This is a genomic window from Sandaracinobacter neustonicus, assembly GCF_006385875.1.
GTDB classification, from domain to species: domain Bacteria; phylum Pseudomonadota; class Alphaproteobacteria; order Sphingomonadales; family Sphingomonadaceae; genus Sandaracinobacteroides; species Sandaracinobacteroides neustonicus.
Map to the genome: position 1 here is coordinate 1 of NZ_VFSU01000021.1, position 21,273 is coordinate 21,273.

The following is a 21,273-nucleotide window of genomic DNA, read 5'->3' on the forward strand; positions in this document are numbered from 1 at the left end:
CTGCTAGGCGATCCGGAGCGACTGGTTCACATTGGCGATCGAGAGAACGACATTTACGAGTTCTTCTGCGAAACACAGGCGCTCGGCACGCATTTCTTGGTCCGCACCTGTGTCGATCGTCTGGCTGGCGACGGTGGCCATACGATCGCCGACGAAATGAGCGAAACCACCGTGCAAGGCACGCATCGGATCACCATTGGCAAAGACGATCATGCCGACATCGAACTGCGCTATAGGCGCATCCAAGTTTTGCCGCCGATCGGAAAGCAAAAGCGCTATCCTTCACTCAGCCTGACCATCTTGCATGCCCGTGAGAGTGGAACGCCTGAAGGGCGCCCCCCAATCGACTGGCGGCTCATCACCGATCTGCCGGTAACGACGCCTGACGAAGCCATCGAAAAGCTCGACTGGTATGCTCAGCGTTGGAAGATCGAACTCTTCCACAAGATACTCAAATCTGGCTGCCGAGCCGAAGATGCGCGGCTGCGGACCGCCGAACGCCTCGCCAATCTGATCGCCATATTCTGCATTCTGTCATGGCGCCTGTTTTGGATGACCATGATCAATCGCGCTGCTCCTGACGCATCGCCTCGGCTGATCCTGACCGATGTCGAAATTACCCTGATCGACCACCTCGCAGCTTCCCGAAGGAATGAACCGCCAGGCAGAACCCTTTCCGACTATCTAACCCAAATCGCCCGGCTCGGAGGCTATCTTGCGCGAGCCCATGATCCGCCGCCTGGCAACATCGTCATCTGGAGAGGATGGTCTCGCCTGATGGACATCAAAATCGGTGCTAACGTCAGCCGCAACATTTGTGGGTAATTGAAAGGATTGCTGCACGCATAACGATCTCCTGTGCGGTTAGGCCGTCGGTCGTCCTGCCTTTGCCGGCGGCTCTGAAGCCTTGTCTGCGAAGCGGCACCAGAGTGCAATCGGGCAGCGCCAACATTCCGGCGCGCGGGCCTTGCACAGGTAGCGGCCGTGCAGGATCAGCAGGTGGTGCGCGTCTTTTGCCCAGCGCTGTGGCACCTGTGCCAGCAGGTCGCGCTCCACGGCATCGGGCGTCTTGCCGCTGGACAGGCCGATTCGGTGGCTTACGCGGAACACATGGGTGTCGACAGCCAGCGTCGCCTCGCCGAAAATCTCGTTCAGCACGACGTTCGCCGTCTTGCGGCCCACGCCTGCCAGCGCGACCAGTTCCTTTTCGGTGCGGGGAACCTGCCCGCCGTGCAGGCCGATCAGCTGTTCGGACAGGCGGATGACATTGGCCGCCTTGCTGTTGAACAGGCCGATGGTGCGGATATGGGATTTCAACCCGTCCAGCCCCAGATCGAGCATCTGCTGCGGGGTCTGCACCTGTTCGAACAGTTTCGCGGTGGCGCGGTTCACACCGACATCGGTGGCCTGCGCGGAGAGCACGACGGCAACGAGCAGCGTGTAGGGGTTGGAGTAGTTCAGTTCGGTTTTCGGCGAGGGGTTGGCGGTGCCCAGCGCGTCGAAGATCGCTTCCACGTCCGCCTTGGGCAGCTTGCGCCGGGTTTGCGGCCGGGGGCGTGGGGGTTTTGGCATGGTTGTGGCTACAGCAAAGGCTGTTGGTTGGTGCAAGTGGGGTTTGGTTGTGGGGGTTGTGATGGGAGTTGGTCAGGCCGACCGTTGACACCCCCTCTCCAACTCTCCCCCTTGCAGGGGGAGAGAGCTGCGTCGCGCCGCAGGCAATGGAATTCGATCACGTCCACGACGCTGGAGTTGGGCCACTCCGCCAATTTTGAGGGTGCAGGGCAAAGCCCTGCCCGCCGGAGGCAAAAAAAACCGCCCTTCAGTCCTTAAACACCGCCGCCCGCTTCTGCAGGTTCGCCATCACCGCTTCGATCTGATTGGGCGAGCCGATGAGGGCGGTTTGCTCCACCGATTCGGCCATCAGCACGTCGGCCACGGTGGCAGAGGCGGGGAGGTTCAGCAGCCGTTTTGCGCCGCGGATTGCGTCCGGGCTTTTGGCGGCGATGTCGGCGGCATAGGCGAGGGCTTCGGCGTGTGGGTCTGCGCTAAGGCGGGTGGCGATTCCCAGCGCCAGCGCCTCGGTTCCGTCGAAGATGCGGCCGGTGTAGGTGAGGTCGCGGAACACGTCGTCGCGCACCAGCGGGCGCAGCAGCACGATCCCGGCCATGTCGGGCACCAGCCCCCATTTGATCTCCATCACCGCCATGCGCGCGTCTGGGGTAGCGAAGCGGAGGTCTGCCGCCAGCGCCAGCTGGAAGCCGCCGCCGAAGGCGACGCCTTGCACGGCGGCGATTACGGGCACCGGCACTTCGCGCCACACCATCACCGCCTGCTGCGCCCGGTTCGCGCCGCCCGGCGTGCGTGGGGTATCCACCAGCGAATCGGCGCGGTTGCCGCCTGCCATGCCGGCGAAATTGGAGGTATCCAGCCCGGCGCAGAAGGCGCGACCTTCGCCGGAGAGCACCACGGCGCGCACCCCGGATTCGCGCTTCAGCTGCTCGCCGGTTTCGATGAGGGCGGAGAACATGGCGTCGTCCAGCGCGTTCATTTTGTCTGTGCGGATCATCCGCACATCGGCGACGCCGCCCTGAATGTTGACCCGGATGCGTTCCGTCATCTTGCCAGTTCCTTGCTTGTGCCGATCCCGCGCGGGCGGGGTTATGACAGACGTTAGGGCGGCGCGGCGGCGCTGCCCATCGGCCAATTCAACAGGGCGTCATCGGGCCTTACGGGCAGCCACTACGATGATTTCCACGCGATAATCGGGCGTGGCGAGCTTGCCTTCGCTGGTGGCACGCGCGGGCGGCGCGGTGGGCGAGACCCAGCCGTCCCACACGGCGTTCATCTCGGCAAAGTCGGCAATATCGGCCAGCCAGATGGTCGCCATCAGGATATGGTGCTTGTCGCTGCCGGTGCGGGCCAGCAGTTCGTCAATCTCGGCAAGCACGGCTTTTGTCTGCGCGGTGACGTTTTCGCCCGGCGCGCCGATCTGCCCGGCCAGATAGATGGTGTCGCCATGGATGACCGCCTCACTCATGCGGGGGCCGGGATCGATGCGGGTGATGCTCATTGGAAGCTCCTGTGCTGTCGGCGCTGCCGTGCACGAGAAGTTGGTTCCTGCGCAAGGCGGTGCGCATCGGAATTCGCGACGGGGGGTGAAATGGTGGGCGCGGCAAGGATTGAACTTGCGACCACTGCGATGTCAACACAGTGCTCTACCACTGAGCTACGCGCCCACTCGGGAAGCGGGCCAATACCGATACAAGGCGCAAAGGGCAAGCCCGCTTGCTGTTCCGTCAACGGCGGGCCAGAGCGGCCTTCAGCTGCGGTGGCGGAGTCATGCCCATGGTGAGATAGAGGCGGGCAATGTCGTCGAACTTCATGTCCGGCAGCACATGCACTTTCGTGGCCGCCACCAGCAGCAGCGCGCCGCCAATGGGGACGGGCGCGGTGGGGATCAGCACCAGCAGCGAGGGCACGCCCTCCACGTCGATCGGGTCCGGCGAGGCGAGGAAGGCGATTGTGTCCACCCCGCCGCCGAATTCCACCCGGCACACCGCCATCGCCGACATTTCCTCTGCCTTCTGCCCGGACACGCTGCGCACCAGTTGCGCGACGGGGCGATAGACATTGCCCAGCAGCGGGATGCTGCCGATGCTGCGGTCCACCCAATCTTCCAGCACCTTTTTCGCGCGATCCCGCACCAGCAGGCCCAGCGCGGTGATGAAGCCGAGCACCAGCGCCCAGCCGATGGCGAAGCTGATGAGGCCGCCTTCGGGATCGTCCACGAACAGGCGGCCGCCCGCGCTCAGGATATGGCCCACGAAACTGTCCGGCCCGACGAACGCCACAATCTGCGCGGCCACCCAGCTGAGCACGATCGCCGTGAGCAGCAGCGGCGCAAGGAAGGCGAGGCCGGTGAGGAACGCGCCGACCAGCCGCATCGGGCTTAGTCGGCTGCGCGCCGGCTGTTCGTTCATGCGCCCAGTTTCGCGAGGATGGCGTCGCCCATGCCGCGCGTGCTCAGCGTGCCGCCCAGATCGCGGGTGCGCGCCCCTGCGTTCAGCGCGGCTTCCACGGCGGCTTCCACCCGGTCTGCCGCTTCGGGCGCGCCCAGTGAATAGCGCAGCGCCATCGCGAGGCTGAGGATAGAGGCGCAGGGGTTCGCCAGCCCCTGCCCTGCGATATCCGGCGCGGAGCCATGGATCGGCTCATACAGGCCCGGCTTGCCCGCCTCCCCCAGCGCGGCCGAGGGCAGCATCCCCAGCGAGCCGGTGGACATGGCGGCAAGGTCCGACAGCAGATCGCCGAACAGATTGTCCGTCAGGATCACGTCGAACTGGCGCGGGGCCTTCACCAGCTGCATGGCGCAATTGTCCGCATACATGTGGCTGAGTTCGACCTCGGCATAGCGTTCGGCGTGCAGGCGGGTGACTTCCTCGCGCCAGAGCACGCCGGATTCCATCACATTGGCCTTCTCCACCGAGCAGACCCTGCCCGCGCGCAGCTTCGCCAGTTCGAAGGCGGTGACGCCCACGCGGCGGATTTCGCTGCTGGTGTAGCTTTGCGTGTTGAAGCCGCGCCGTTCGCCGTTCGGCAGGGTTTCGATGCCCCGCGGGGTGCCGAAATAGACGCCGCCCACCAGTTCGCGCACGAACAGCAGGTCCAGCCCTTCGATCACCTCGGGCTTCAGCGTGGAGGCGGAGGCGAGCGCCGCGAAGCAGCGCGCCGGGCGCAAATTGGCGAACACGTTCATCGCCGTGCGCAGCCGCAATAGCCCGGCTTCGGGGCGAATGTCATAGCTGACACCGGCCCATTTCGGCCCGCCCACCGCGCCCATCAGCACGGCGGTGCTGGCGAGCGCAGCCGCCTCTGCTTCGGCCGTGAGCGGAACGCCATGCGCGTCGATGGAGGCGCCGCCGAAGGGGGCTTCGGAAATGGCGAGGCCCGGCAGCGCCAGCGCATCCAGAATGCGGCGGCTTTCCGCCGTCACTTCGGGGCCGATCCCGTCGCCGGGGAGGAGGAGAAGGCTATTCATCGTTGCGCGGCTCCGGCGATCCAGGGCCGCTCGATCAGCAGCCGGTCTTCATAAGAGGCGACTTCGTGCGCCACCTGTTCCGTCAGGCCGATTTCGTCCAGCCCGTTCAGCAGGCAATGCTTGCGGAACGGGTCGATCGGGAATTCGAACCGGTCCTGATAGGGGGTCGTCACCGTCTGGCTGTCCAGATCGACGGTGATGGGCAGCCCTTCCGCCGCCACCTGCATCAGCCGGTCCACCGCGGCCTGCGGCAGCTGCACCAGCAGCAGGCCGTTCTTGAAGCTGTTGCCGGAAAAGATGTCGGCGAAGGTGGGGCCGATCACCACGCGGAAGCCCATGTCCATCAGCGCCCATGGCGCATGTTCGCGGCTGGAGCCGCAGCCGAAATTGTCGCCCGCGATCAGGATCGGCGCGCCCTTATTCTCAGGCTGATCGAAGATGTTATCCGGATTCTCCCGGATGGCGGCGAACGCACCCTTGCCAAGGCCGTGCCGCGTGATCGCCTTCAGGAAGCGTGCGGGGATGATCACATCGGTGTCGACATTGGCGGCGCCGAACGGCACGGCGCGGCCGGCGATTGTGGTGACTGGCTGCATGGGCATGTGCCCTAGGCCATGGCGATGACCGTTGAAAGGGGGTTGCGAGCATCGCAACTGAGGGGAGCCGAATTCCTGTGGACTCGGCGAGGGCTGAGCGGCAGGTTTGCCATTCTGTTGGGGGGCATCATGAAGGACAGTGTCGAACTCACCGTCAACCTGCTGACACTGCTTTCCATATTGGGCGGCGCGTTGCTGTTCCTGAAGCGTTCGGCGGGTCTCGCGATCGGGCAGTGGGAAGAAAACTTCATCGACGATATATTCGAAACAGCAAGTCGCAATCTCGTCGAGCTGCGGGCGCTCTCCGCACTTGATCCCGTAAGCCAGAACCCCGGTAAGGGGCAAATCTCCGCCAACGAGCTGCTGCTGCGCACCTGGCACGTGGAGCAGTCGATCGAGAATCTCCACTATCGGTCATTGGCCTATGGCAGCAATCCGAAGTTCCCGATCCTGCTCGAAAAAATCGTCGTCGAGATGAAGGACGCCTATCGGCAACTCGCGAATCGCGACGCCACCGGGCTCAACCGCATGAAATTCCAGATGGAGCATATGCGTCTGGATTTTCTGGAAGCTGTCGACCGGGGGGACGCCTATCTGCGGAACCGCCGCACGGATTTCGTTGCCCGCGAGCGTGAGCGCATCGCGAAGTCTTACACAGGCTATCTCGACTGATCAGACGAAAGCGGCGGGCGGCGCTCAGGCCGCCGCCTTAAGCTGCCGCGTCAGCCTCTTGCGCTTCGGCTTCAGCTGCCAGTTCTTCCTTGTGCGCCTGATAACGGGCCAGCGCGGCGAGAACCAGCGCTTCCGCCCCGGCCACGTCCACGAAGCGGCTGAACTTCGCCCATTTGCCCTTTTCGAGATCCTTGTAGTGCTCGAAGAAGTGGCCGATCTGCTCGATCAGCACGGTGGGCAGGTCCGTGTAATTCTTCACATTGGAATAGAAGGGGTGGAGCTTGTCCACCGGCACGGCGAGGATCTTCTCATCTCCGCCGGCTTCGTCTTCCATCAAAAGCGCGCCCACCGGGCGCACGCGGATCACCGCGCCGGGCACCACGGCGTGCGGGCCAACCACGATCACGTCGATCGGATCGCCATCTTCCGAAAGGGTATGCGGCACAAAGCCATAATTGCCGGGATAATACATCGCCGTGTGCAGGAACCTGTCCACGAACATCGCGCCCGACTTTTTGTCGAGCTCATACTTCACGGGCACGCCGCCCATCGGAATCTCGATGATGGCGTAAAGGTCCTTGGGCGGATTTTCCCCGACGGGAATCTGGCTGATGTCCATGGCGATGCGCCATGCTGCCCTCAGCACCGTGCGTCAAGCCGAACTAAGGTCATGGATGATGCCCGCAGGTTGCATGGCTGCCCCCTGCGGGCATAACATCAGAAGCGGAAGCGCCCCGTTACGCCGAAGGTGCGCGGCTCTCCGGGGAAGGTGAGGAACAGCTGGTTGGCCGTTGTGCTGATCCCCTGCGCCACCCCGCGGAAGGTGCCGGAGCCTTGCAGCGGCGCATCGGCGCTGATCTGGAAATATTGCTTGTTGAAGATGTTCTGGCCCCACAGTTCCAGCGACCATTTGCGGTCCGCGCTGGAAATGCCGACCCGACCGTTGAAGACGATGAACGCCTCCTGCACCTTTTCGATGTCGAGGTCCGAACCAGTGTTGTAACTGTCTGTGAAGCGGTAATCGAGATAGGCGAGGCCGCGCAGATTGTCGCCGATGGGCGGATTCCACGAGATTGAGCCGGACATCACATAGGCCGGCGCGTTGGAGAGCAGCCGCCCCGGAAGCTGGAACAGCACCGGGGACAGCGGCCGCCCACCCGTGCCCACCAGATCCCTGGCATAGCGGGTGTCGGTGTAAGTCAGGCCCGCCGTCACGTTGAAATAGGGCGCGGGCTGGGCGTTCAGTTCCAGCTCGATCCCCTTGGAGACCAGCCCCGGCTTCAGCCTGTCCGGCGAGCAGGCACCGGTGATGGCGGAACCGTCGCTGTCCGTGTTGCCCAGATCATCGCGGCAGCCCTGAATGTTGGTGACTTCGAAATTCACCCCGTTGAAGGTGTTCAGCTGGAAGTTGGAGAATTTCTGCTGGAACAGCGCGAGGTTGGCGCTGAAGCCGGGCCGCGAGAATTTCGCCCCCAGTTCCCAGGAATCCACCGTTTCCGCGCCGAACTGCAGGTCAACTGCTTCCGGGCGGGCGTTGCCGACCGTGTTGGCGGGCAGCGCCAGCTGGCCCGCGCAGGCCGCGCGCTGCGCCACCGTGCCCGCGTTCGGGTTGCAGACGATATCCAGCGCGGAGGTGTCGAGGTTGAAGCCGCCCGCCTTGTAACCGCGCGCCCAGCTTCCATAGACCATCAGATCGTCAACCGGCTTCCAGCTGAGCACCACGGTGCCAGTCCATCGGCTTTCGCTGACGCGCGCGCCTTCCGAGCCGGAGGGGATGCCCGCGCCCGCGGTGCCGTTGATGGCGCAGGGCACGGACGCCGCGGCCGACGCGATGTTGCGCAGCGCGGCGCACAATGTGTTGTTGTTGGCGAACACGCCGTCGATGGTCTTGCGCTCGTTGGTGTAGCGCGCGCCGACCGTCAGGATCAGCTTATCCGGGATGATGTCGAAGCTGTTGTGGGTGAAGAAAGCGTAGTTGCGGCTTTCATGGTTGAAATAGCCGCCCGCGCCGGTGCCGGGCATCCGCGCGGAGCCGGTGGCCGCCGCAAGCCCCGCATAGCCGGGCCATGACGTGGCCGGAAGCGTGGTGCAGCGCGGCAGCGACGGGTTGAGCGTGGTGGGCGCGAGCGAGGCGACGATCAGGCAATCCCCATAGCGTTCGGAATCCGCCCCGAAGGCGATATTGTCGCTGGTGAACAGTTTTTCGTCCGCGAAGTAAGCGCCGACGAGCCAATCGAGTCGGTCTTCAAACAGGGTGCCTTGCAGCCGCAATTCCTGGCTGAACGTCTTGAAGTGGCGGAACTGGTTGGATCGGCCCCAGAAATCGATATCGGTGAAATCCGAATCCTGCCCGGTGCGCACGCGGTAATCGCGCCATGCGGTGATGGAGGTGAGGCTGGCGGCGCCAAGATCCCAGTTCACTTCGCCCGACACGCCCCAGTCGTCGCTGTCCGAGCGGTAATCGCGGTTGGGCGAGATCGCCACCTTGAACAATTCGCCGCGCGGCGAGGTGACACCCAGCCCGCGCAGGATCGGCTCCAGCGTGTTGGGCAGGATGATCACATTGCCCTGCGCATCCCGCGCCAGCGAGCGCGATTCCAGGAACGAGGCGACGCAGCATTGTTCGCGGCGGCGGGAGTAATCGCCGATCAGGCGGATTTCCAGATTGTCGTTCGGGGTCAGCAGAAACTGGCCGCGCAGCATCCAGCGATCCCGATCGTTGAAGTCGCGATCCGAGCGGATGTCTTCCACGAAGCCGTCGCGCTTGAACCACAGCCCTTCCACCTTGGCGGCGGCGACATTGTCGGCCAGCACATAATTCACCCCGCCTTCAAGGCGGATGCTGTTGTAATTTCCGTAGCTTGCGGCCGCATAGCCGCCATTGTCGAAGCTGGGTTTCTTGGTGACGACATTGATAAGGCCGGCCGACGCATTGCGGCCGAACAGCGTGCCCTGCGGCCCGCGCAGCACTTCGATCCGCTCCACCTCGCCCAGTTCAGACAGGCCGGTGCCGGTGCGGCTGCGATAGACGCCATCGATGAACAGCGCGACCGAGCTTTCGATGCCGGGATTTTCCCCCACAGTGCCGACACCGCGAATCCGCGCGGAGAAGTTGGTTTCCGATGTCGCGCCAGAGACCAGCAACGACGGGGCCAACTGGTTCAGCGCGCGGATATCGCCGACGCCGCTTGCCTCCAGCTGTTGCGCGGAAATGGCGCTGACGGCAATTGGCACGTCTGACAGCGCTTGTGCGCGTCGCGTGGCTGTCACGATGATGTCGCCGGCGTTGTAGGGATCATCCCCCGCGCCTGATTGGGCCATCGCCCAGGTTGTCGGAATCATCGCCGATACAAACAGTGCACCGAGTGCACAGGACGCACGCAGTCCGTTCATCGATTTTCCTCCCCAATTGGGCTTTTGCCCTTTGGAGGAATATTGCGCACAATTTGCGCAGCATGCAACGCAACTGCGCGCTGACTATCCGGTTAGGGAGGGGTTGTTGCCCTCAGGGCACAGCAGGGGTTTCGCTCAGCGCCAGCCGAGCGCCTTGTATTCCACCAGTTCGTCCACGCTTTCGGCCCGGCCTTCCCGCCGGGCGCGGGCCGCGAACTCGGGCGAGATGCCCATGGCGCGCAGTTCTGACAGATCGTCCACGGAGATGTCGCCAAGGCCCGCCTGCCGCATCCCGGCGACATAGTCCGCCTTGATGCGCAGCACGGCCAGCTGCGTGGCATCGTCCACGCTGAGGCGGCGCAGACCCGCAGCGCGCCAGTCGCGCACCTGTTCCGGCGTGACACCCAGCGCTTTCAGCGACACGACCTCATCCTCGTCGATGCGGATGCCGAAGGCGGTGGCCATGGCTGTCACATAGGCCTCCGTCACGCCCATGGACTGCAGAAGCGATTCCCGCGTGATCTTCGGCATTTTCACCACACGCACATGCACGGGCGGAACGGGCGAAACCGGCGCGATGGGCGCTGCGGCGGCGACCGGCGACGCCGGGCCGGGCGGGGTGGGCGGGCTGAGCGGGGCGACAGGCGCAGGCGGAGGAGCCGGGGGCGCAGGCGGGTTGGCGACAGCCTCAGCAACCACAGCCCCCAGCGGATCCGGCATGGCGGCGCGTTCGGGCGCGGGGGCCGGTGCCGGGGCGGGCCATGCGGCAGCGTCAGCTGTGGAGACGGCCGCAACCTCAGTGGGCGTGCTGACGGCGGAGGCAGGCTCGACGGACGTGGGCAGTGAAACCGGCGACGGCACGATCGCGGCGACGCGCGGGCGCACTTCCACTGCAGCAATCGCCGCAGCAGAGGCCAGCACCGCCGCGCAGGCCAGCGCCGTGGCGATGGAAGCGGGGCGGCTTCGCGCCGCCCGATCCCGCGCGCCTTCATCCAGCACCGCCATGATGCGGCGGCTGATGTCGCTGTTGGCGACCATCGGGTTGGCGGGCAGCGCCAATGCGCCCGGCGCGGCGCAGTTCAGCAGCGTCTGCGCATAGGCGGCCGGATCGATGCGGCGGATGGCGTGCATGTCAGCCGCTTCCTCGGCCTGTTCCGACAATCTGCGATCCAGCAGCCAGACCAACGGGTTGAACCAGAACAGCGCCAGCGCCAAGCGAGAGGCAATCAGCGCCGGCCAGTCGCCACGCGCCACATGCGCCATTTCATGCGCCAGCACGGCTTCGGCCTGCTCGTCGCGCGCGGCCGTGGCCGGATCGATCAGGATCGCAGGGCGGCGCAGCCCCCAGCCCAGCGGCGACGGCGTCTGGCGGGAGAGCAGCAGCGCCACCTTCCGGCGGCGGACCCCGGCGCGCAGCAGCGCCCGATCATAGGCCGCGCCCCACAGCGGATGCACAAGCGGCCGCGCGGCCCGTGTCCAGCGGCGCAGGATCAGCACGCCCGCCACGAGGCGCGACAGCACGATGCCGACACCAAGGCCATAGGCGGCGATCAGAAGCGCCTGCCATGGCAGAGCCGGAGAGGTAGGGGCAATGGGCAGGACGGTGGCGGGTTCAGCGGCGGCGGGCCGGGGCATCGGTGCGGGCGCAGCTGCGGGTGCCAGATCGGCCATGATGCCCGGCTGCTCCACCGCGAGGCGCGGGCCGAACAGCGCCGCCACCGGCAGCAGCAACAGCAGCAGCACCGTCAGCCGCAGCACCAGCGAGCGCTCCGACGCCGGGCGGTGCCGCATCAGCAGCACCAGCGCCAGCCCGGTGAGGACCAGAAGCGCGGATTTCCACGCCATCTCCAGCAGGAAATCGGGGCTCATTTCTGCGTCTCCCGCGCGGAATCGATGGCGGATTGCAGCCTGTCCAGCTCGGCCGGGCTGAGATCGCGGCTGAGGCCCAGCAGCGCGGTGGCGGCGGACACGGCCGATCCGTCGAACAGGGTCCGCACCATCTGCCGCAGCGCCGATTCGCGCACATCGGCCCCCTGCGGCACCAGTTCATAGACATAGGCCCCATCGACTTCGCGGTGGCGCACCAGCCCGCGCCCCTCCAGCCGGGAGAGCAGCGTGCGCACGGCGGAATAGCCGGGCGCGTCTGACAAGCGCTCCCGCACGTCGGCCACGGTCGCCCCGTCTGCCCCGCATAGAATCTCGAAAATCTCGCGCTCCCGGCGCGGAAGGGCGGGAATCATCGGCCTGCTCCGTCTGCTACAGATGTAGCATGCCACATTTGTAGCAGCAGTGAAAGCCCCACCCTGTTCAGGCTTGAGGCGCGGGCTTCACAACCGCTTCCTGCGCGGCCGCTACCGCCCATGCCACGCCATGGAACACCAATGTCAGCGCGCCTTGCGCCGCCATCAATGCCGCCACCTCGATCGCCGCGTCTCCGGCAAGGCTCACGGCGATGGCGGCGAACAATATGTCCTTGTTGGGCACCGGCATGCGGCCGATCACCATGCGCAGTGCGCCCAGCAGGAACCATGTTTCCGCGTCGATCGCCGGCAGGGCAGCGGCCCAGCTGCCCACCAGCAGCGCCTGCGTCGCCAGCACGCGGAACATGTGCCAGCGGAAGGCGAACATATTCTCTTTCACCGGCAGGCTCATCACCTTGCCCCGGAACAGCACGATGCCGATATTCAGCAGGATCATCGCGCCGAAGCTCCACAACAGGATCTTGCGGGTTCGCAGGTCCAGCGCCTCGCCCAGCACCGAAGCCCCATCCAGAGACAGCGCCAGCAGCAGCATCACCAACGTGGCAAGATTGCCCGCAAGGCCCGAGGTGATGGCCATATCCTTCACGGCCGCAACCGGGCTGGTGGACGGATCCACCCCCGGCCCGTCGCCCCGGCCCAATATGCGCGGCGGCGGGGCGTTCGGATCATATTCGATCCCCAGCCGGTTCGCGGCCCACACCAGCAAATAGGTGTGGCCGGAATAGCTGAACAGCGCCTCGTTCATCACCCGCATCTTCAGGAACACGCCGATGGATTCCCAGCCGAAGTGCCACCAGCGACGATAGATCACCCATTCCACCAGCGGCGGCAGCAGGTAGGAGCCGATGAACAGCGCCCAGAACAGCCATGAAGGCGGCAGCACCGCCACCACCTGATCCCAGCCCACCTGCGCGATGGCGCGCACCAGCAGGCCGATAATGAGGATGGAGAGCGCCGCGTTGAACCATTTGCGCGCGGTTTTCCCGGCGGGAGAATCGCCCCAGATCTTTGCCGTGTCGGCAAGCTCTGCGAGACGGGCGGTGAGGGAGGATTGGGCCACGAATCGCGCCTAGCGGTTGCAGCGGGCCACGGCAACGCGCCATGTGGGTGCGGCGCTGCGAAAATGCGGGCGAAAATGCGGGCACCGTGCCTCGACAGAGACGGCCCCGCTGCGTAACGCTGCGCCGCACAATGCAAAGCAAGGACAGTCGGGCGCAGATGACGGGGTGGCGATTCTGGATCGACCGGGGCGGCACCTTCACCGACATCGTCGCCCGCGCGCCGGATGGCGGCTTGCAGACGCTGAAGCTGCTGTCTGAAAATCCCGAGCAATATGCCGATGCGGCGGTGGAGGGCGTTCGTCGCCTGCTGGGGGTTCCGAAAGGGCCGTTGGCCGCCGGATCGGCGGACGAAGTGCGCATGGGCACCACCGTTGCCACCAATGCCTTGCTGGAGCGCAAGGGCGAGCCGACCCTGCTGGCGATCACGCGCGGCTTTGGCGACGCGCTGCGGATCGGCTGGCAGGCCCGGCCCGAATTGTTCGTGCGGCATATCGTGCTGAACGGACAGCTGTATGCCGACGTGCTGGAGATCGGCGAGCGGGTGACGGCGGATGGCGAAATCGTGCAGCCGCTGGACGAAGCCGCCGCGCGCGCCGGGCTGGCGGCGGCCTATGCCAAAGGCTTGCGCGCCATCGCCATCGTGCTGGTGCACGGCTGGCGCTTTCCCGCGCACGAATTGCGGCTGGCCGAACTGGCGCGGGAGGCGGGCTTCACGCAGGTGTCCGTCAGCCATGAAGTCGGCGCGCTGATCAAGTTGGTGGGACGCGGCGACACCACGGTGGCAGACGCCTATCTGTCGCCGATCCTGAAGGCCTATGTGGATCGGGTGGCGGGCGAACTGGGGGCGGCGACTCGGCTGCAGTTCATGCAATCCTCCGGCGGGCTGACGGCGGCGGGGGCGTTCCGGGGCAAGGACGCGATCCTCTCCGGCCCGGCGGGCGGGGTGGTGGCGATGGCGGAAACCGCGAAAGCCGCCGGGTTCGACCGCGCCATCGGCTTCGACATGGGCGGAACCTCCACCGATGTGTCCCACTATGCGGGCGCGTATGAGCGTACGTCGGATTCGGTGGTGGCCGGCGTGCGGCTGCGCGCGCCGATGCTGTCCATCCACACCGTGGCGGCGGGCGGTGGCTCCGTCTGCCGCTTCGATGGCGGGCGGCTGCGCGTGGGGCCGGAATCCGCGGGCGCGGTGCCGGGGCCTGCCGCCTATCGGCGCGGCGGGCCGCTGACAGTGACGGACTCCAATGTGATGCTGGGCAAGCTAAGCCCGGCTTTCTTCCCGGCGCTGTTCGGCCCGGAGGCGAACCAGCCGCTGGATGCCGACACGGTGCGCGCGAAGTTCGAGGCGATGGCCGCCGATGTTGAGGCCGCGACCGGCCTTGCCATGACGCCCGGCGCACTGGCCGAGGGGTTCGTCACCATCGCCGTGCAGCATATGGCGGCTGCCATCCGCTCCATCTCCATCCAGCGCGGCTATGATGTGACGCGCTATGTGCTGAACTGCTTCGGCGGTGCGGGCGGGCAGCACGCCTGCCTTGTGGCGGACGCGCTGGGGATGACGCGGGTTTTGCTGCACCCCTTTGCGGGCGTACTCAGTGCCTATGGCATGGGGCTGGCCGATGTGCGCAGCATCCGGCAGGCGACCGTGGCGCGGCCGTTGGAGCCGGGCGCGGACGCGGCGCTGACCACGCAGGTGGCGGCGCTGGATGCCGCAGCGCGGGCCGATCTGGCGGCGCAGGGCTTTGCCGATGCCGCCATCGCCACGCTGGCGCGGGCGGACATCAAATTCGCCGGGTCTGACACGGTGCTGCCGGTGCCGTTCGGGCCAGCAGCCGAGATGGCGCGCGCGTTCGAGGCGCTGCACCGCCAGCGCTTCGGCTTCTTCGCGCATGGCAAGGCGCTGACGGTGGAAGCGCTGGAGGTGGAAGCCGTCGGGGCATCCGCGCAGGCCGCGACCGTGGCGGCGGCGGCGAGCGGCCCGCTGGAGCCCGTCGCCCGGTTGCAGGTGCGGATGGCGGGCGAGCTGCGCGACACCCCGTTGTTCCGCCGCGAGGCGCTGGGGCCGGAGGCCGCCATCGACGGCCCGGCGATCCTGCTGGAAGCCACCGGCACCACGGTGGTGGAACCGGGCTGGCAGGCCCGGGCCGATGCGGCAGGCAATCTGCTGCTGGAACGGGTGACGGCGCTGCCCGCCCGCGCGGCCATCGGCACCGCTGTCGATCCGATCCTGCTGGAGCTGTTCAACAGCCGCTTCATGGCCTGTGCGGAGCAGATGGGCGAAGCGCTGTGCGCGACGGCCTATTCCGTCAACATCAAGGAGCGGCTGGATTTTTCCTGCGCGCTGTTCGATGGCGCGGGGGCGCTGATCGCCAATGCGCCGCACATCCCGGTGCATCTGGGATCGATGGGGGAAAGCATCCGCACCGTGCTCGCCTCCCGCGCGGGGACGATGGCGGCGGGCGATGTTTACATGCTGAACGCGCCCTACAATGGCGGCACACATCTGCCCGATATCACCGTGATCATGCCGGTGTTCCTGCCGGGCGATGCGGTGCCGACCTTCTTCGTCGCCGCGCGCGGACATCATGCTGATGTGGGCGGGATCACCCCCGGCTCCATGCCCGCCTCCTCCCGCACGGTGGACGAGGAAGGGGTGCTGATCGACGATTTCCTGCTGGTGGAAGCGGGGCAATTGCGCGAGGCGGAGACGCGGGCGCTGTTCGGCTCCGGCCGCTGGCCCGCGCGCAACGTGGAGCAGAATCTCGCCGATCTGAAGGCGCAGGTGGCGGCTTGCGCGCGCGGCGCGGACGAACTGGCGCGCATGGTGGGCGAGTTCGGGCGCGACGTGGTGTCCGCCTATATGCGCCATGTGCAGGACAATGCCGAGGAGGCCGTGCGCCGCGCCATCGCCGCGCTGAAACCCGGCAGCTTCGCCTATGAGATGGACGATGGCGCGACCATCCGCGTGCGAATCGACGTGGACAGCAAAGCCCGTAGCGCCGTGGTCGATTTCAGCGGCACCAGCGCGCAGCGGCCCAACAATTTCAACGCCCCGCTCTCCATCACTCGCGCCGCGACGCTCTATGTGTTCCGCACGCTGGTGGACGATGCCATCCCACTGAACGAAGGCTGTTTGAAGCCCATTGAGCTGATCGTGCCGGAGGGGTCGATGCTGAACCCGCGCTATCCGGCCGCCGTGGTGGCGGGCAATGTGGAAACCAGCCAGGCCGTGGTGGACACGCTCTATGGCGCGCTGGAGGTGCTGGCGGCTGCACAGGGGACGATGAACAACTTCACCTTCGGCGACGAGACGCGGCAATATTATGAAACCATCGCCGGTGGATCGGGCGCGGGGCCAGGGTTTGACGGTGCCAGCGCGGTGCAGACGCACATGACCAACAGCCGCCTGACCGACCCGGAGGTGCTGGAAAGCCGCTTCCCGGTGCTGCTGGAGGAATTTTCCATCCGCCGCGGCTCGGGCGGGGCCGGGCGCTGGCATGGCGGTGACGGCACGGTGCGGCGGGTGCGTTTTCTGGAACCGATGGAAGCGGCGATCCTGTCCAACCATCGCCGGGTGCCACCATTCGGGCTGGCGGGTGGCGCGCCGGGTGCCGTTGGGGTGAATGCCGTGCAGCGCGCGGACGGGCAGCTTGAGCCGCTGGGGGCCACAGCCGAAGCGGCGATGCAGCCCGGCGACATCTTCATTATCGAGACGCCCGGCGGCGGCGGCTATGGCACAGGGGGCGACTGATAGGATGCTGGTGCTGCTGGGCGTTGTCGTGGTGGTGGTGGGCTTTGTCGCCCGCATCAACCCGTTGCTGGTGATCCTGCTGGCGGCGATCACCACCGGCGTGATGGCCGCCATCGGCCCCGGCGTTGGCCCTGCGGAGCTGGCAGCGGCGGGGGTGGACACCATCGCCCGCTTTGGCAAGGCCTTCAACGACAACCGTTATTTCCACATCACATGGCTGGTGCTGCCGGTGATCGGCCTGCTGGAACGCACCGGCCTGCAAGAGCGCGCGCGTATCCTGATCACGCAGGTAAAGGCGGCGACCACGGGGCGGCTGCTGCTGGTCTATCTGATGGTGCGGCAGGCGACATCCGCGCTCGGGCTGATTTCGCTGGGCGGGCATCCGCAGATGGTGCGGCCGCTGATCGCGCCGATGGCGGAAAGCGCGGCCGAAACCGAACATGGTCCGCTGACGGACAAGGCGCGTTTCCGCATCCGTTCCATGGCGGCGGCGACGGACAATATCGGCATGTTCTTCGGCGAGGATATCTTCATCGCCATCGGCTCCATCGTGCTGATCGTCGGCTTTCTGGAGCAGGCGGGAATCCGGGTGGAGGCGCTGCACGTCTCGCTTTGGGCGATCCCCACCGCCATCGCCGCGCTGCTGGTTCACGGCACGCGGCTGGCGCTGTTCGACAGGCAGGTGAAGCGGGACATGGCCGCCAAGGACGCGGCGGGTCAATGATCACGCTGGACCATGCCTATCTGGTGACCGGCCTGATGTTCGCGGCCTTCGCCATCCTCAGCCTTGGCGACATGCAGAACCCGGCACGCGCCCGCAACGCGCTGTTCTGGGGGCTGGTGGCGTGTTCGCTGCTGTTCGGCTCCTATCTGGGCGATTTCGGCAACGGGCTACTGGTGATCGCGCTGGTGGGGATCGGCGCGTTCGGGCGGCTTGGCGTGGGCAAGCCCGCCACCACCAGCACAGAGGAACGGCGGGCGGGTGCGCTGCACTTCGGCAACCGGCTGTTCGTGCCGGCTTTGATGGTGCCGCTGTTCGCGGTGGGCGGCACGCTGCTGGCGAAGCATACGGCGGCGGGCCGCTGGCTGATTTCCGATTTGCAGACGACGCTGATCGCGCTGGGCATCGGCTGCCTTGCGGCGCTGACGGCGGCGATGCTGTGGTTTCGCCCGCCCGCGCTCGCGCCGTTACAGGAAGGGCGGCGGCTGATGGATTCCATCGGCTGGGCGGCGCTGCTGCCGCAGATGCTCGCCTCGCTGGGCGCGGTGTTTCTGGCGGCCGACGTGGGGCAGGTGGTGGGCGATCTGATCGCCCGCGCGATCCCGATGACGTCCGCCTTCCTCGCGGTGTTCGCTTATTGCCTTGGCATGGCCTTGTTCACCATCGTGATGGGCAATGCCTTTGCCGCCTTCCCGGTGATGACAGCCGCCATCGGCCTGCCCTTTCTGGTGCACAAGTTCGGCGGAGACCCGGCCATCGTCTGCGCCATCGGCATGCTGGCGGGCTTCTGCGGCACGCTGATGACGCCGATGGCCGCCAACTTCAACGTGGTGCCCGCGAACCTGCTGGAATTGCCGGATCGCGACGCACCGCTGAACGGCGTCATCCGCGCACAAATTCCCACCGCCCTCATCATGCTGGTTGCCAACATGGTGCTGATGTACGTGCTGGCCTTCCGATGACGACCGCCCTCACCCCCGAACTCGCCGCCCGTTTTGCTGAGACAGCCCTTGGCCATGTGACGCGCGAATATCCCAACCATATCATGCACGCGCTGGGCGGACCGGACGACGCCCGCACCCCGCGCGAACTGCATCCCCTGTTCTTCGGCAGCTATGACTGGCACAGCTGCGTGCACAGCTGGTGGACTTTGTTCACGCTGGCACGGCTATTCCCCGGCACCTTGGAAGCCACACGCACCTATGCGCTGGCCACGGAGCTGTTCACGCCGGAAGCAATCGCAGGCGAGATCGCCTATTTCGAGCGGCCCGCCGCGCGCCTCTATCAGCGGCCCTATGGCTGGAGCTGGCTGCTGATGCAGGCCGCCGAACTGGCCCGGCATGAAACGCCGGAAGGCCGCCATCTGCACGCGATGGTGCAACCGCTGGCGGAATTTCTGGCCGCGCGCTTCAAAGCCTTCCTGCCGCTGGCGGATTATCCCGTGCGCGTGGGCACCCATTTCAACACCGCCTTCGCGCTGCGGCAGACTCTGGACTATGCCGACGCGCATGATGCCGATCTGGCGCGGGCCTGCCGCGACGCCGCGCTGCGCTGGCATGCGTCTGATCGGGATTGTCAGGCGTGGGAGCCTTGCCAGGATGATTTCCTCTCGCCCGCGCTGATGGTCGCCGAACTGATGCGCCGCGCCCTGCCCGTTTCGGAATTCCCCGGCTGGTTCGACGCCTTCCTGCCGCGCATCGGCGTGGGCGAGCCCGCCACGTTGCTCACGCCCGCGCGCATCAGCGACCGCAGCGACGGCAAGATCGCCCATCTGGATGGGCTGAACCTGAGCCGGGGCTGGTGCTGGCGCAGCATCGCCGCGGCCTTGCCCGCGAACCACCCCGCCCGCGCCATCGCCATGGACGCCGCCGAACGCCATCTGCAATCCGCGCTGGCGCATGTGACGGGCGATTATATGGGCGAGCATTGGCTGCAGACCTATGCCCTGCTGGCAGTGCGGGCGGGGCAGGATTAGGGCGGTTGCTGCACCGCACAACGCATGGTAACAGGCGTTGCGAAGGGGGGCATGGACAGGCAGCCGGCAACATGACGAACCCCGAACCCGATCCGCTCGACAGCTTCGCCGAAGCGGCTGACAGATCCGCCCATGCACTGATCGCACAGGCTTTCTTCGGCCTTTCGCCCCTCACCATCGCGCAATCCTTCACCGATTGGGGGCTGCACCTCGCCAGTTCGCCGGGCACGCAGGCGAAGCTGGCAGCCAAGGGCGCGCGCAAAACGGCGCGGCTGGTGCGTTATGCCGCCGAGCGCAGCACAGACCCGGCGGCCGGCCCGGCCATCGAGCCGCTGCCGCAGGATCATCGCTTCGACGATCCGGCGTGGAAACAGCATCCCTATGACCTGATCTCTCAGGCGTTCCTGCTGCAGCAACAATGGTGGCATGTGGCGACGACGGGCATGGCGGGGGTGAGCCGCCATCATGAGATGGTGGCGGAATTCGCCACCCGGCAATTGCTGGACATGGCGGCCCCCACCAATTTCATCGCCAGCAACCCGGTGCTGCAGCAGCGCATCGTCGAAACCGGCGGGCGCTGCCTGCTGGATGGCACAGCCCACTGGCTGGAGGATGTGGGGCGGCTGGTCTCCGGCGCGCCTCCCGCCGGAGTGGACGCCTATCAAGTGGGCAAGGACGTCGCCGTGACGCCCGGCGAAGTGGTGTTCCGCAACGAGCTGATCGAACTGATCCAATATGCGCCTGCCAGCGGGAACGTTCACCCAGAGCCGGTGCTGATCGTCCCGGCATGGATCATGAAATACTATATCCTTGATCTGTCACCGGAAAATTCGCTGGTGCGCTGGCTGGTGGGGCAGGGCTTCACCGTGTTCATGATCTCGTGGCGGAACCCGGATGCGGCCTTCCGCGACTTTGACATGGAGGATTATCGCAAGCTGGGGCCACAGGCCGCGCTGGACGCGGTGACGGCGATCACGGGTGCAGCAAAAATCCATGCTGCGGGCTATTGTCTCGGCGGAACCCTGCTTGCAATCGCCGCCGCCAGCCTCGCGCGCGACGGCGACGAACGGCTCGCTTCGCTCACCCTGTTCGCCGCGCAGACGGATTTCACCGAGCCGGGAGAACTGGGCCTGTTCATCGACGAGGCGCAGCTGAACCTGCTGGACAGCATGATGTGGAAAAAGGGCTATCTGGACAGCAGCAACATGGGCGGGGCCTTCCAGTTGCTGCGCTCCAATGATCTCGTCTGGTCGCACATCCTCTCCACCTACCTGATGGGTGAGCGGGAGCCGATGAACGACCTGATGGCGTGGAACGCGGACGGCACGCGAATGCCCTATGCCATGCACAGCCAATATCTGCGCCAGCTGTTCCTGAACAATGATCTGGCCGATGGCCGCTATTGCACCGATGGCCACCCGATCAGCCTGTCTGCGCTGCGGATGCCGATCTTCATGGTGGGGACGGAGCGGGACCATGTCGCGCCATGGCGCTCGGTTCACAAGCTGCACATGCTGACCGGCGCGGACATCCGCTTCCTGCTGGCGAGCGGCGGGCACAATGCGGGGATCGTATCGGAACCCGGCCATCCGCACCGCCATTACAGCGTTGCCACCCGCGCCGCCGATGCGCCCGCCCCCACGCCGGACGAGTGGCTGGCGGCGGCGGACCGGCAGGAGGGCAGCTGGTGGCCGGAATGGGGGCGCTGGCTTGCCGCGCATTCCTCCGCGCCCGCCGCGCCGCCGCCGATGGGCACGCCATCGCTGGGGGCTGCACCCGGCGAATATGTGCTACAGCGCTGAGCC

18 protein-coding genes and 1 tRNA gene are annotated in these 21,273 nt (G+C 66.2%); 7 read left to right on the forward strand and 12 right to left on the reverse strand.

Annotated elements, in window-relative coordinates; genetic code table 11:
* The coding region (locus FJQ54_RS07365) for an IS4 family transposase (RefSeq protein WP_181160031.1) at window positions 1-825 on the forward strand (825 nt) is incomplete at its 5' end.
* Window positions 826-864: 39 nt separating this feature from the next.
* Here FJQ54_RS07365 and nth read toward each other — a convergent pair.
* From nth to leuD, 7 genes are all read right to left on the reverse strand, one after another.
* Window positions 865-1,530 (reverse strand): endonuclease III, encoded by a 666-nt coding sequence (gene nth / locus FJQ54_RS07370; protein ID WP_408006016.1) that lies wholly within the window; start codon window positions 1,528-1,530, stop codon window positions 865-867.
* Window positions 1,531-1,819: 289 nt separating this feature from the next.
* Window positions 1,820-2,617 (reverse strand): crotonase/enoyl-CoA hydratase family protein, encoded by a 798-nt coding sequence (locus tag FJQ54_RS07375; protein ID WP_140927778.1) that lies wholly within the window; start codon window positions 2,615-2,617, stop codon window positions 1,820-1,822.
* A 99-nt stretch (window positions 2,618-2,716) separates the two neighbouring features.
* Window positions 2,717-3,070 carry a RidA family protein gene (locus FJQ54_RS07380; RefSeq protein ID WP_140927779.1) on the reverse strand — a complete coding sequence of 118 codons (354 nt, stop codon included), beginning with the start codon at window positions 3,068-3,070 and terminating at the stop codon, window positions 2,717-2,719.
* Between the two features lie 91 nt (window positions 3,071-3,161).
* Window positions 3,162-3,236 (reverse strand) — tRNA-Val (locus FJQ54_RS07385).
* A gap of 60 nt (window positions 3,237-3,296) precedes the next feature.
* The gene (locus FJQ54_RS07390; RefSeq protein ID WP_140927780.1) at window positions 3,297-3,980 is read right to left on the reverse strand and encodes a DUF502 domain-containing protein; all 684 of its coding nucleotides are present in this window, start codon (window positions 3,978-3,980) and stop codon (window positions 3,297-3,299) included.
* Window positions 3,977-5,038: a 3-isopropylmalate dehydrogenase gene (gene leuB / locus FJQ54_RS07395; RefSeq protein WP_140927781.1), complete on the reverse strand. Its 1,062-nt coding sequence runs from the start codon at window positions 5,036-5,038 to the stop codon at window positions 3,977-3,979. The genes FJQ54_RS07390 and leuB overlap by 4 nt, the downstream gene beginning before the upstream one ends.
* The gene (gene leuD, locus FJQ54_RS07400; RefSeq protein WP_140927782.1) at window positions 5,035-5,634 is read right to left on the reverse strand and encodes a 3-isopropylmalate dehydratase small subunit; all 600 of its coding nucleotides are present in this window, start codon (window positions 5,632-5,634) and stop codon (window positions 5,035-5,037) included. The genes leuB and leuD overlap by 4 nt, the downstream gene beginning before the upstream one ends.
* Before the next feature lie 18 nt (window positions 5,635-5,652).
* On the opposite strand from leuD, the gene FJQ54_RS07405 reads away from it, so the two are divergent.
* On the forward strand, window positions 5,653-6,306 hold the full coding sequence (locus FJQ54_RS07405) for a hypothetical protein (RefSeq protein WP_140927783.1): 654 nt from the start codon (window positions 5,653-5,655) through the stop codon (window positions 6,304-6,306).
* A 37-nt stretch (window positions 6,307-6,343) separates the two neighbouring features.
* Here the strand turns inward: FJQ54_RS07405 and ppa are convergent, their stop codons facing one another.
* The 5 genes from ppa to FJQ54_RS07430 form a co-directional block, all read right to left on the reverse strand.
* Entirely contained in the window at window positions 6,344-6,925 is a 582-nt protein-coding gene (gene ppa, locus FJQ54_RS07410) for an inorganic diphosphatase (RefSeq protein WP_140927784.1), read from the reverse strand.
* Window positions 6,926-7,023: 98 nt separating this feature from the next.
* A complete protein-coding gene (locus FJQ54_RS07415; RefSeq protein WP_140927785.1) occupies window positions 7,024-9,699 on the reverse strand; it encodes a TonB-dependent receptor in 2,676 nt (891 codons plus the stop codon).
* A gap of 135 nt (window positions 9,700-9,834) precedes the next feature.
* A complete protein-coding gene (locus FJQ54_RS07420) occupies window positions 9,835-11,568 on the reverse strand; it encodes a M56 family metallopeptidase (protein ID WP_140927786.1) in 1,734 nt (577 codons plus the stop codon).
* On the reverse strand, window positions 11,565-11,939 hold the full coding sequence (locus tag FJQ54_RS07425; protein ID WP_140927787.1) for a BlaI/MecI/CopY family transcriptional regulator: 375 nt from the start codon (window positions 11,937-11,939) through the stop codon (window positions 11,565-11,567). The genes FJQ54_RS07420 and FJQ54_RS07425 overlap by 4 nt, the downstream gene beginning before the upstream one ends.
* A gap of 67 nt (window positions 11,940-12,006) precedes the next feature.
* Window positions 12,007-13,020, reverse strand: coding sequence for a hypothetical protein (locus FJQ54_RS07430; protein ID WP_140927788.1), 1,014 nt, complete (start codon window positions 13,018-13,020; stop codon window positions 12,007-12,009).
* Window positions 13,021-13,178: 158 nt separating this feature from the next.
* Between FJQ54_RS07430 and FJQ54_RS07435 the strand changes: the two genes are divergently transcribed.
* The 5 genes from FJQ54_RS07435 (at window position 13,179) to FJQ54_RS07455 (ending at window position 21,270) form a co-directional block, all read left to right on the forward strand.
* Window positions 13,179-16,772: a hydantoinase B/oxoprolinase family protein gene (locus FJQ54_RS07435; protein WP_140927789.1), complete on the forward strand. Its 3,594-nt coding sequence runs from the start codon at window positions 13,179-13,181 to the stop codon at window positions 16,770-16,772.
* A gap of 4 nt (window positions 16,773-16,776) precedes the next feature.
* Window positions 16,777-17,496 carry a DUF969 domain-containing protein gene (locus FJQ54_RS07440; RefSeq protein ID WP_140927790.1) on the forward strand — a complete coding sequence of 240 codons (720 nt, stop codon included), beginning with the start codon at window positions 16,777-16,779 and terminating at the stop codon, window positions 17,494-17,496.
* A complete protein-coding gene (locus FJQ54_RS07445; RefSeq protein WP_140927791.1) occupies window positions 17,493-18,455 on the forward strand; it encodes a DUF979 domain-containing protein in 963 nt (320 codons plus the stop codon). Before FJQ54_RS07440 ends, FJQ54_RS07445 begins: the two co-directional genes overlap by 4 nt.
* Entirely contained in the window at window positions 18,452-19,468 is a 1,017-nt protein-coding gene (locus tag FJQ54_RS07450; RefSeq protein WP_140927792.1) for a DUF2891 domain-containing protein, read from the forward strand. Before FJQ54_RS07445 ends, FJQ54_RS07450 begins: the two co-directional genes overlap by 4 nt.
* Window positions 19,469-19,539: 71 nt before the next feature.
* On the forward strand, window positions 19,540-21,270 hold the full coding sequence (locus FJQ54_RS07455) for a PHA/PHB synthase family protein (RefSeq protein WP_140927793.1): 1,731 nt from the start codon (window positions 19,540-19,542) through the stop codon (window positions 21,268-21,270).
* Window positions 21,271-21,273: the final 3 nt, after the last annotated feature.

What these genes read in the sequence shown, in the direction of transcription:
- FJQ54_RS07445 (WP_140927791.1), top strand. Translation starts at nt 17,493, where the DNA reads ATGATCACGCTGGACCATGCCTATCTGGTGACCGGCCTGATGTTCGCG.
- FJQ54_RS07415 (WP_140927785.1), bottom strand. Translation starts at nt 9,699, where the DNA reads ATGAACGGACTGCGTGCGTCCTGTGCACTCGGTGCACTGTTTGTATCG.
- FJQ54_RS07405 (WP_140927783.1), top strand. Translation starts at nt 5,653, where the DNA reads ATGGCGATGACCGTTGAAAGGGGGTTGCGAGCATCGCAACTGAGGGGA.
- leuD (WP_140927782.1), bottom strand. Translation starts at nt 5,634, where the DNA reads ATGCAGCCAGTCACCACAATCGCCGGCCGCGCCGTGCCGTTCGGCGCC.
- FJQ54_RS07375 (WP_140927778.1), bottom strand. Translation starts at nt 2,617, where the DNA reads ATGACGGAACGCATCCGGGTCAACATTCAGGGCGGCGTCGCCGATGTG.
- leuB (WP_140927781.1), bottom strand. Translation starts at nt 5,038, where the DNA reads ATGAATAGCCTTCTCCTCCTCCCCGGCGACGGGATCGGCCCCGAAGTG.
- ppa (WP_140927784.1), bottom strand. Translation starts at nt 6,925, where the DNA reads ATGGACATCAGCCAGATTCCCGTCGGGGAAAATCCGCCCAAGGACCTT.
- FJQ54_RS07435 (WP_140927789.1), top strand. Translation starts at nt 13,179, where the DNA reads ATGACGGGGTGGCGATTCTGGATCGACCGGGGCGGCACCTTCACCGAC.
- FJQ54_RS07425 (WP_140927787.1), bottom strand. Translation starts at nt 11,939, where the DNA reads ATGATTCCCGCCCTTCCGCGCCGGGAGCGCGAGATTTTCGAGATTCTA.
- FJQ54_RS07390 (WP_140927780.1), bottom strand. Translation starts at nt 3,980, where the DNA reads ATGAACGAACAGCCGGCGCGCAGCCGACTAAGCCCGATGCGGCTGGTC.
- FJQ54_RS07380 (WP_140927779.1), bottom strand. Translation starts at nt 3,070, where the DNA reads ATGAGCATCACCCGCATCGATCCCGGCCCCCGCATGAGTGAGGCGGTC.
- FJQ54_RS07450 (WP_140927792.1), top strand. Translation starts at nt 18,452, where the DNA reads ATGACGACCGCCCTCACCCCCGAACTCGCCGCCCGTTTTGCTGAGACA.
- FJQ54_RS07420 (WP_140927786.1), bottom strand. Translation starts at nt 11,568, where the DNA reads ATGAGCCCCGATTTCCTGCTGGAGATGGCGTGGAAATCCGCGCTTCTG.
- FJQ54_RS07440 (WP_140927790.1), top strand. Translation starts at nt 16,777, where the DNA reads ATGCTGGTGCTGCTGGGCGTTGTCGTGGTGGTGGTGGGCTTTGTCGCC.
- FJQ54_RS07455 (WP_140927793.1), top strand. Translation starts at nt 19,540, where the DNA reads ATGACGAACCCCGAACCCGATCCGCTCGACAGCTTCGCCGAAGCGGCT.